The 11,139-nt window shown below is 37.7% G+C and carries 6 protein-coding genes; 2 read left to right on the forward strand and 4 right to left on the reverse strand.

Features of this window, described 5'->3' with window-relative positions:
- The first annotated feature begins 2 nt into the window (after positions 1-2).
- Entirely contained in the window at positions 3-830 is an 828-nt protein-coding gene (locus ABXH34_RS05230) for a hypothetical protein (RefSeq protein WP_353570814.1), read from the forward strand.
- Between the two features lie 22 nt (positions 831-852).
- On the opposite strand, the gene ABXH34_RS05235 is transcribed toward ABXH34_RS05230, so the two are convergent.
- The 4 genes from ABXH34_RS05235 to ABXH34_RS05250 all read right to left on the reverse strand — a co-directional run bounded on the left by ABXH34_RS05235 (position 853) and on the right by ABXH34_RS05250 (position 6,235).
- Entirely contained in the window at positions 853-1,377 is a 525-nt protein-coding gene (locus ABXH34_RS05235; protein WP_353570815.1) for a hypothetical protein, read from the reverse strand.
- Positions 1,370-2,908 carry an AAA family ATPase gene (locus tag ABXH34_RS05240; protein ID WP_353570816.1) on the reverse strand — a complete coding sequence of 513 codons (1,539 nt, stop codon included), beginning with the start codon at positions 2,906-2,908 and terminating at the stop codon, positions 1,370-1,372. The genes ABXH34_RS05235 and ABXH34_RS05240 overlap by 8 nt, the downstream gene beginning before the upstream one ends.
- 13 nt (positions 2,909-2,921) lie before the next feature.
- On the reverse strand, positions 2,922-3,260 hold the full coding sequence (locus ABXH34_RS05245) for a Uma2 family endonuclease (protein ID WP_353570817.1): 339 nt from the start codon (positions 3,258-3,260) through the stop codon (positions 2,922-2,924).
- A gap of 119 nt (positions 3,261-3,379) precedes the next feature.
- Positions 3,380-6,235 (reverse strand): C25 family cysteine peptidase, encoded by a 2,856-nt coding sequence (locus tag ABXH34_RS05250; RefSeq protein ID WP_353570818.1) that lies wholly within the window; start codon positions 6,233-6,235, stop codon positions 3,380-3,382.
- 431 nt (positions 6,236-6,666) lie between these two features.
- Between ABXH34_RS05250 and ABXH34_RS05255 the strand changes: the two genes are divergently transcribed.
- Positions 6,667-11,139 (forward strand): SdrD B-like domain-containing protein (locus ABXH34_RS05255; protein ID WP_353570819.1); only part of this gene is annotated, 4,473 nt, incomplete at its 3' end.

Below are 11,139 nucleotides of genomic sequence, written 5' to 3' on the forward strand. Positions count from 1 at the left end.
TTATGCACACGCAACGTTTACTCGCATTGGTGAGTTTAATCGCTCAGAAGCCCATTCAACAGCAAGATTGTTTATCTGATGAACAACTGATTGGTTTTATTAATCATGAGTTAACAGGTCGTGCATTGCATCAGGCTCGACAGCATTTACATGCGTGTCCAGATTGTTATCGTGAATGGCAGGATAGTTGTGATTTGATGATGGATACGCCTAATATCAATCTTCATAAAAAAACATATTGGGCAGAACGATTAGGTGATTTATTCAGTATTAAATTGATTTTTACAGCCGCGAGTGCATTTGCCAGCATTATTGCTATTGTGTTGCTTTTACCTGTTTTTTATCAAAATTCACTACAACAGCAAATTAATCAATCTTATCAGCAATTAGCTTCGTTCTCTGCCGAACAGATAAAAATGACAAAGATGGATGATGTAGCAACAGGATTTAGTTTTGCGACATCTGAGCCATTAACGCCACAGCAACTTGCCTTTCAGCAGGGTGTGGATGCAGGCTATGGTTTATTAAAACAATCAAATCATCTTCAACAAGAAATAACCAAGCTCAATTACTATGAATTAGGACGTTGGATTACATTATTAGATCAAGCGACACAAACAGATACAGAGCTTCCCATACAATTTTGGCAACAGCAACAATCTATTTTGCAAGCAGTTAGGCAGGATTTTATAAATGATAGTTACGTAATACCGCATTTAGATAAATTAGCGAATTTTTTAGAACAATTACCCAATTCTGAACAACCACATTTGTATGATAAATTATATCGTTATATCGATTTCATTAAGCAAGATTTAGGGTATAGATAATCCTGTTTAGAATAGCCAATTCTCAGCGGCTTTTATTTTTGTGACGGCGGGGAATTGGAATTTCTTTTGATGATGATGCAGGTTCATATGCTTTTAAGCCCTTATCACCTGTGAGTATTTCCACGCTATAACTCATTGAGTCATAATATTCTGCCACATGTTTAATCGTTGCATCGCCAATCGCTATTTTCTGAGTAGCTAAATTTGGCCATTCTTTTGCGAGTCGTCTTAAATTATTTTCTTCACATAATAAATTTGAGAAAGCCCCCCAAGGAGTTTGCCCATCGAGTGCTTTTAACAAAATATCTGAAAGTTTTTGCGCTAATTCATAGCGGTTATAACAACCTGCTTGTGCAATGTGATTGCCTGTTTCAATAAGACTAGCAAGTGGAAATATAAACGTTGTGCCTTGTTGTTCTTCATCGGCAAGCTTTTTATCAATACGGGCTTTATCCCATACGTCGTTCTTTGAGCCACTTGTTTTTTTACTTGGCACTTCCAACCATACACATAAAATACTGGTATCAATAATCAGCACTTTACGCATGTTTTGCTTCCTGTATTTGTAAACTTTGCTCTAAGTCACCTCTGGTTGTAATTGTACCCAGAGAGCCAGAAGCCATGAGTTTAGGCAGGTTATCCAGTTCATCCAGTGGTGTGATTTTGCTTGCACCTGTTTTGGGATCACGATGTACAACTTGTACAAAAGGCATCATTTCAGGTTCTAAACCGTCGAGTAACGCAGGATTATGTGTTGTGACCAATATATCAATATTGCGTTTCGCGCCGATTTCACGCATGGCTTGAATCAGTAATTTCATCCGAGAAGGGTGTAAACCATTATCCACCTCTTCAATCACTAGAAGGCTCTCTTCTGGGCGGGTTAGCAAAGCAGTTAAAATGGCTAAAAAACGTAGTGTGCCATCAGACATACTGTGTGCATCAATGATTTGGGTTTTGCCTTCAATCCATTCTTCTTCACAATATAGCATCGCATCACTACCCAAACGTCCGACAGGTTCAGCCCAAACTTTTCTAATGTCTTTTTCTGGTAAATGGTTCAAGTATTTTGATAAAGTTTGTTCGATTTCAGTTTTATGTTGTTCAGAAAGTGCAGCAAGAAAACCTGCTAAATTGCTAGCATCAGGCAGTAAGTTTTGACTAAAACGAGAGTAATTACGTATTTTTGAGGGGATGGGGTCGTATACAAAAATGCTTTTTAATACAAATGCATTTAAATCAATATTAGCCTCTTTATGTAATACCCCCAAATCAAGGGATAAAAATTCTAACTTAAGGAGTAAATTTTTAAATTTATATTCAATTATTCTTATATAGTCCGCGTCCCTATTAATACTATTACTGCTTATATTATCTATATCGTTTGTTGTCCACTTCATATTTTGAGAATTACTATTATTTAGCAAATCATTTATATCATCTATTAATTCTTTAGTGATTTTCTTAGCTGTTTTTATAAAATAAGAGCTACCCTCTTTTACACAAGAAAAAGAAATTTCTAGTTGCTCCAATAAGCGATTAAAACTATCAATAGTCTCCTTAAAAAAAATTATTCGCTCTCTTGTTACTATAAGGGGAATACCTTTTTGAAGTATACTCTCTAATGTACTTTCTTCAGACATATCAGAAAAACTATTTTCTATTTTTTCAAAGTGTTCTGTAATCACAGAGCTAAAAGCAGAATCATAATTTAATATGTCTTTTTCATTAGATATGTTCGTTAAATCTGCACTTATAAAACTTGTTATTTCTATTGATTTTTTAGTGAATACTTTAAATTCTAAATTTTCAACAATTCGTGTTACCGAAATTTGAAACTCATCATGCGGTTTCATTGCAGCCCATTCCGCACCACCACGTATTGGCGCGACTGATTCATTGCCATTTAACGCTGTTTGAACATCCAAACCATTGGCGATACGCTGCAAAAAAACTAACGCATCCAACACATTTGATTTACCACTGGCATTTGAACCAATCAATATTGTCAACGGATCAATATATAACGTGGCATCCTCAAAACTTTTCCAATGTTGTAAACGGATTTCTTTAATCACAATAATGACCTATCTAAAATACAACTTTATCGTAAATATCTTGGACTTTAATTTCAGCTTGTACACTGGTTAATTGCAGCACTTGCTCTGCTTGATTCAAAACAGTTAACAGCCATTGATTCGGATTTTGACGCTGATAATGTTCAATTTGGTATTTTTCCTGAGAAACGAGAATATAGTCCTGCACTGTTTCTAATTGGCGATATAAATTGGCTTTTTTACCACGATCATATTTTTCAGTGGATTCAGATAATACCTCGATAATAATCGCTGGATTCAGCAATATATCTAAGTGAGTATCTTCAAATTCAGACGCTCCACACGGCAACAATATCAGGATAAGTGTAATCATTTTGATTTACTTTTACCCGCATATCGCTACTGTAAACTTTGCAATCACACTTTTTGAACGTAGATAAATTCAAGAGCACAAAACCTGCTCAAACTAAACAAGTTTTGCACTCCAAAATATTAAGGGGCTGGCACACGCAACTTCATGGCAGGATCACCGATTAAGACCAGATTACTTAAAATGTCTTTACTCGCGCCATAACTGAACGTGAGGATTTTAGAGGAGGTAATGACATCTCCTAATCGTGTTTCTCCATCAATAAAAACGCTACGATACCATTGGTCATTCAATAATTGATATTCCCATAAATAGCCTAAACCAGCAGATGAGAAAGTTGCTATACCACCTTTATTTTCAATAGTGACAAAGTTTTCACCCAGTGAGTCTTTACGCATATCACTAAAATACGCATTCAAACAATTCAAAGCCATCATAAAGGTATATTTGCCTTCATTTTCAAGTAGTGATAAATCTTCATTTTGAAACAACTCAGATTTAGCCCATAACTCAATATGTCCATGGCCAATATATTGTGTAATTGATACACCTTCATTAATGTAATCAATCAATTGCTGTCTTGCTGTAGCCGTATCTGTGCCATAAGAATCCAAATACACTTTATAAGCAAAAGAGCGACGTTTTTCTAAAAATAACTCCAATTGATCGTTAGCGGCCTCAAACTCCGTACCATGATCGGCAATAAATAACACTCTTCTGGATGGGTCGCTAGGATCATTTTCATAAGTTAACAGCTTATTAACAACTGTCGTCACTTCAGCGACTGTTTTTGCGGGTAAACGCCCAATCGCCATATCGGCCAGCTCATCATCACCGTCAACGCTGACAAACCAATTATCATCAGGTGTCACTCCATAACGGGTATTTGTGAAATGGGTAGGAACAAGCGTATGTTTGCTGCCATCTTCCTCATATTCATCTTTATATAAAAAGGTCGCTGTACCCAATAGCACAATATAACGCGGCGTAGGTTTTGCCCAATGCTGATAAGCATAACTAAGGAAATCTTTAATCGCTTGTGGACTGGCTAAACCATCACCAAATTCACGATAAATTTCATCGACTGTCACAACGGATGTTCTAAAACCCTGATTTTGCCGATGGGTAATTAAAGGCTGTGCTGCTTCCTGATATTCAGGAATAGTAATCATAATATAATCAGCCCCTTGTTGCGCATTACGTAAGCGTGGTGCAGGGTCTAATTGCATATCAGCAGTGGCCTTAATTCGCGTATTAATCAAAGCATAATAAGTCCGCTCACCCTCTACAACAACATCAAAGGTGGCTTGATAATCGTCCTCTGGCATTTGGGCAATCGTTGGATTGAGAATTTCTTTAATATGATACGGATCAGTAATGTCATAAATTGAAATGGTTTTTAAATTAAACCCTCGCACCGCGACTTGATAACGTTCACCTGTACCTTGCAAAGTGAATTTCAACGTACTATTACGCGCTTGGAATTGACGTGGAAAATCTAACTCAATCCAGTCTAAATAACTCACATCGCTCTCAGCACCTGTATCTTTAGGCGCATTAAGGGCAATTTCATTGGTTTTCTCAATTAAAGCACTGGTATTAAAAGGCACTTCTGCAATATGGTATTCATCACCATTCCAATAAGTATCCCCAATTTCAGTCTCATTTACAGAAAAAACAAGGTGGTGATTTGGATATGGTGGAGCGGTGGAAGCACCTTGTAAAGCAAATCGTAACGTTGCTTGTGGCTCGTCAGCGACGTAAGCTGAATACACATTGACATAAGCTTTTTTGGTCACAGGTGCGAACATATTGAACCAAAACCAATAATCTTGCTCAGGTGCATTAGGGGTTTCTGTCCAATACGTGCCATCTTTTTCATAATGCAAACTTTCCATAAAATAAGGTTGCACGATACCCGTGCCTGTAACCGTACCATCAAGGAAATTGCCCAATTTTACAGGTTCATCGTAAGCACTTATTTCAATATCATTGTGTGTTTGCTCTAACTGCCAGCAATCTAAACGGAAAATACTGGTATCTGTATACAAATCTTTATAATTATTGGCATAAAATTCAATCACATCACCCTCACTAAATTGGCGTGGGTTTTTCGCAATCACTAAAGGCATGATTTGCTGGTCTTTAACATATAAAATAAATTGGCCTTGTTTTAAACAAGTTTCAGGCATCCCAGCTTCAAATAACTCACTATATTTAATACGATAAACTGCTTTTGCATCAATTTCAAAACTGACAGTATAACGTTGTGGTGAAAAATCACTGGAAGCAAGGTCACCATCTGCTCGTTCTGGGCGTTGACGTGGCATATAACCATTAATAGTATTGTGTAAAATATCATCAAAATTGGTATTGTCTGAGCGAGTTTTACGCGTATTATCTATAGGTGGCAATGATTCGCTAAAAGCCAAACGAAAACGCAAACTGCTTAAATAGTGCAAACTATTATCCTCAGCATTCCAACGTGCTGGATGCACTTTGACTTGGATAACAGACTCACCTCGAAGCGTGGCTCGTGCACCTAATTCTAACCAAGTTTGTGGATAAAGTTGATTGGAGCGGTAAGCTTGCTCATTGAGAATAAATTGTTCACTGATCTCGCCAGAATCTAAGGCCACAGGCTGTGGCACAGGATAAATGTCAGTAGTAGTAATAAGTGTATTTTCAGTGAATTGCACATCTTCGATGCTGACATCACCCGCAGCAGGCACTTGCACCAATGTCGCTAACATCGGCAATTCTGGATAACCTACTTCTTTGGTTTTTGCCCATTGGTTAATCACAATGCGTTGATAAGTATTTTGATCATCTGCAATGATTGTTTGTAATGGGTTAGAAAGGTCTGGTAATTGCATTTCAAACTCAATCCAGTCTGAGCCCCGATCCGTAATAACCAAATCTTGAGCCCAGATTGAGCTGTGATAAAGCAAAATTAACAGTAAGATAAAACGTTTCATAATCATAATCCTAGTAAAAATCAAAATCTGTTAGCTATAAAGTATAGCAATAATAATATAGTCAATTTTAAGTTTTTGCTGGATAAAAACGGCTAAACGGTGACATTTAAATGACAAGTATTTTGTATTTTTATAGATTATAGGGGTTTTTATAGATAAACATGGATTAAACCATTAACTTTAAGAATACCAAAATCTTTAACTAATTGTTTATTATTAAATATAAGGTTAGATAGTGGTTTTATTTCCATTTGAATTCACCTTTCAACAATAACAAATATCCATTAGTCTCAACATAGATTGATAATGCTGAGAACAACTTGATACTGTAAATATGTAAAATTTAATTTTGCGGCAGGCAGCAATCATACCGACCATATAATTCTGTATTTTTAATTAATTTAATATTTTATTATGAGAGGAAGCTTATCATGGGGGAAGCCATGCCATACTATAACTATACACACTCACTACGAAGTTTACGCGTGCCTATCTTAATGTTAGTGATGCTCACACTATCGAGTTTTGCCGCTAGCGTGCAAGCAAAACCTGAATTGGCCTTGCAACAAATTGTCAGCAAAGACACGGTGCTTGCTGGTGAACAATTTTCTTATATTCTGCGTTATCGCTGCGCCAGTACAACTGAACATTGTGAAAATGTAAAAATCAACATGACGTTGCCAGCCGAGCTACAAAATAAAATTTCTCAAGGCATTACACCACATATTGAAAGTTATAGTTACCGCTCTTGGAAACGAGAAGCCGAATGGATATTTAAACATCCTCTACCCGCAGGTTCTACAGGTGAATTAAGTGTTTTAGTTAATTTTCCTAATGGTTCAACAGCAGATGGCACAACGATTAATACTGAAGCGACAATGAATGCCGATAATGCTGATAGTGTTATCAGTAATCAAGTCAGCGTGACAGCGCAAGCTCAGCCTGAAGTGACCTTTATTAAGCAAAAAACGGGTGGCAGCTACTTAAATAGCGATGTGACTTATAGACTGAAAGTGTGTAACAAAAATACTCAAGGTCGCTTAAATTATAATAATTTAACCCTAGTTGATACTTTATTTGAAGGGGCACAATTTGTTTCTGCCACGAATGATGGTAGTTATAATGCAGACACACATACTGTTAGTTGGGCTTATAATAATTTAGCGATTGGTAAATGTTTCCAACCTTACGTTAAAGTTGTTTATCCTACGGAAATATTCAGCGTGGAAACCGAGGTCACTAATATTGCTGAAGTTACAGGCACTTTTGTTGGTGGGCTTGAAATTGTATATCAAGATTCGATTTCTCACATTTTAAAAGTTCCAACAGGTGTTGGCTCTGGCCGTTTAGATGCGTGGAAACAAGGCTATAGCAAAGCATTGATTGGCCAAACGATTTATTATGGTTTTTATCTAAAAAATGCGGGTAGCTTTGGCATTCAAGATTTAAGTGTTGTAGACCCAATTCCAGCTCAAATTGAAGTGACACGTATTCATGTTGGCAAAGGCAATAAAGCTGACATTCCTGTAAACGTGGCTTATCAAACTAACGTCCAAACTGAATGGGTGGATTTAAGTGGCAATCCTTATGTCACACCGCCACGTCATTACATTACTGTTGATAGCTTAGGATTAGCTGACGGTGAATATATTACTTATTTGCGTTGGTCAATGGACACTATTCCTATCGGTTATAAAGCGATCGGAAATTACAAATCGGATTGGAGTGGTTTTCAAGCTAAAGTATTACCAACAGCACGTAATGGCCAAGAAATAACGGTCGGTAATCAATTCTGGAATCGAGCACAATTGAGCTACCATTATGAAGGTCAAGAAAACATTGTTAATCGTAGTTTGAACCGTAAAACAACAATTATTGCAGCCCAAGCCAAACCCTATTTATATAAATCTTTGAAAACCAATTCAATGATTAATCAAGGTGAAAATGCAAAATTTGAGTTACGTTTGAAAAATAACGGTAATACAGGTTTAATCAATCCCGTTATCACTGACCTCTTAGTATCCGACTTAAGCTATGTGGGTTGGACTGTGACCAGTAAACCAAGTGATGCACCATTGCCACAATTTGGTATTGAAGATAATCGTTTAGTTTGGTCTTGGGATGGTGATAGTGCTTATAGCTTGCAACCGGGAAAACAAATTAAAGTATTATTAACAGTTAATGTCAGCGATAAAGTTAGCGGTGTTGTTGAAAACCGTGCTTATACTCACAGTGCAGACCCAGATAGTAATCTCTTATTAAGTAGTTGTAACGCACGCTTAGTTGACGTAAATGATATTGATACTGATGGCAATATTGAAGAACAAGTGTGTGCTTCTAACAAGGCCAACTTCTCTGTTTCTTCTGTTGCGGCAATGGATGCAGTTAAATGGGTCAAAGGTCAACTTGATAATGAATGGCATCGCTATCCAAATAGTGGTCGTACAGTTTTAGCAGGTGGTTTGGATTATCGTTTAATTATGACCAATATTGGTAATGTGCCAATGAGTGATGTGGTTGTGATTGATATTCTGCCATTTGTAGGCGACACAGGGGTGATTGATTTACAAGGTCGTGACTCACAATGGACACCTCAATTAATCGGTGCAGTACAAGCCGCCAATGATGTTGTAGTTTACTACAGCCCTGCCCAAAATCCGTGTCGTGATGAAGTGTTGAATCCAAGCCCAGCCGATTGTGAAGACCCACAATGGAGCACGATTTTACCAGCGGATATTACCAGCGTGCGTTCATTGAAGTTTGATTTTGGTGATGTGATTATCGAACCTGGTGACGAGTTAAAATTAACATGGCCAATGACTGCGCCTATTACTTCACCTATCGGCACAATCACTTGGAACTCATTCGGTTATGCTGCAAAACGGGCTGATTTAGGGACTTATTTATTACCATCTGAACCGATTAAAGTTGGTATTGAAGTGGAAGATTTCCAACCTGCGATTTATGGTGATTATGTTTGGAACGATGAAAATGGTGACGGCATTCAAGATGAATCTGAAACAGGGGTGAATAATGTTCGGGTTGAATTATATAAACCGGGGACAGATGGCATTGTTGCCACCAATGATGATGAGCTTATTGGCTTCACTTTAACTTCGAATAGTGCTGAAGGCACACCGGGTTTTTACATTTTCTCTAATCTCAAACCGGGAGCTTACTTTGCTAAATTCTATCCACCCGTCGGTTATGGTATTTCGCCAAAAGACCGTGGTGATGATGATTTAGTTGATTCTGATGTTAATCCAGATACAAATCTTGTTCGTGTGACAGTATTAGATGCTGAAGAACGTGATTTAAGTTGGGATATGGGTATCTTTGAAAGTGGTAGTGCTGCATTAGGTAACTATGTATGGTTTGACAAAAACAAGGATGGTCAGCAAAACGAAAGTAGCGACAAAGGCATTAACGATATTACTGTGACGCTTTATCAAGATAATGGTGATGACGTAGCCAATGTTGAAACCGATACTTTACTTGCAATCACCCAAACCACGAATGATGTGAATGGTTTACCAGGTTTTTACTTATTCGATGAGTTAGACCCTGGTCAATACTTTGTTCAATTCAGCTTGCCAGAAGACGCTTATTTCACCACTCAAGGCGCGACAGGCAGTTCTGATGCAACTGACTCCGACCCTGATAGCAATGGTGTGACTGAAATTGTTAGCTTAACCAATGGTGATTATGATCCAACTTGGGATGCAGGTATTGTGTTACCAATTGGTGAATTAAACTTAGGTAATCGAGTGTGGTTCGATGATGACAAAGATGGTATCTATACTGCGGCCAATGAAGAAGGTATTAACGATGTGAAATTGAACTTATATCGCGATACCGATGGCAATGGTGAATATACTGTAGACGTTGATAAATATCTGACCTCAACCACCACTTTCACTAAAGATAGTGTTGAAGGTTACTATATATTCAAACAATTGATTGCAGGTGATTATATTGTTCAAATCGATCATAGTAACTTCCGTAAAGATGCTGCTTTAGAAGGTTTGATAAGCAGTTCAGGTGCAGCCGATACCAACGCACACATCGATCATGATGACAATGGTGCTGAAGTCAGTGGCTTAGGGATTATCAGTAATGCGATCCATTTAGATGAGCCGCCAGAAGGTGGTGAGTATAGTGACTTAACTGTCGATTTTGGTTTCCATACGGAAGAAGATGATGGACAGTTACCTGTCAGTTGCGATAACCCTCAAGTATACGCATTGCAAGATCATCGTTTAAATGACAGCCAGTTCTTTACAATTGATCCAACTACTTTAGCCGTTGCACCATTGGGTAATGTTTACGCTGGTTATGACATTGAAACCTTAGATATTCATCCGCACAGCAATAAATTATATGCAGCATCAGGTGATGACCCAGCAGAAGGCTATCCAAATGGTTTCTTATACAATGTGAATCCTGAAACAGGTGAAGTGCTTCCATTAGGTTCAACAGGCTTAGGCGAAGTGTCTGCGATTTCATTTAATCCAGATGACGGTACTTTGTGGGCATGGGCTGATGGTGAAGGCTTATTCCAAATTACATTTGATGCAGGTGTGATTGTGGTTACTCCCGTGTTAACGTCTACTTTGAAAATTGAAGGCTTAACTTGGGATAGTAAAGGCAAAGCATTATATGCAGCGGTCGATCAACAACTTTGGGTTTGGAGTCCTGAGACCTCACAAGCAACATTAGCGTGCGACTTATTACCAGGGCAAACTGAAGCTTTAGAAATGATTGATGGTGAAATCTTGGTATTTGGTATCCATACGGGTTCTGATTTAAATATTTACGCATGGAATGTCAATGATCTTCAAAATTGTCAAACTGAGTTCGAGGTACATGTACAAACTGACTACAATGACATAGAAGGTATTACA

It is taken from the genome of Candidatus Albibeggiatoa sp. nov. BB20 (genome assembly GCA_016744725.1).
In the GTDB taxonomy this organism is placed as follows: domain Bacteria; phylum Pseudomonadota; class Gammaproteobacteria; order Beggiatoales; family Beggiatoaceae; genus Albibeggiatoa.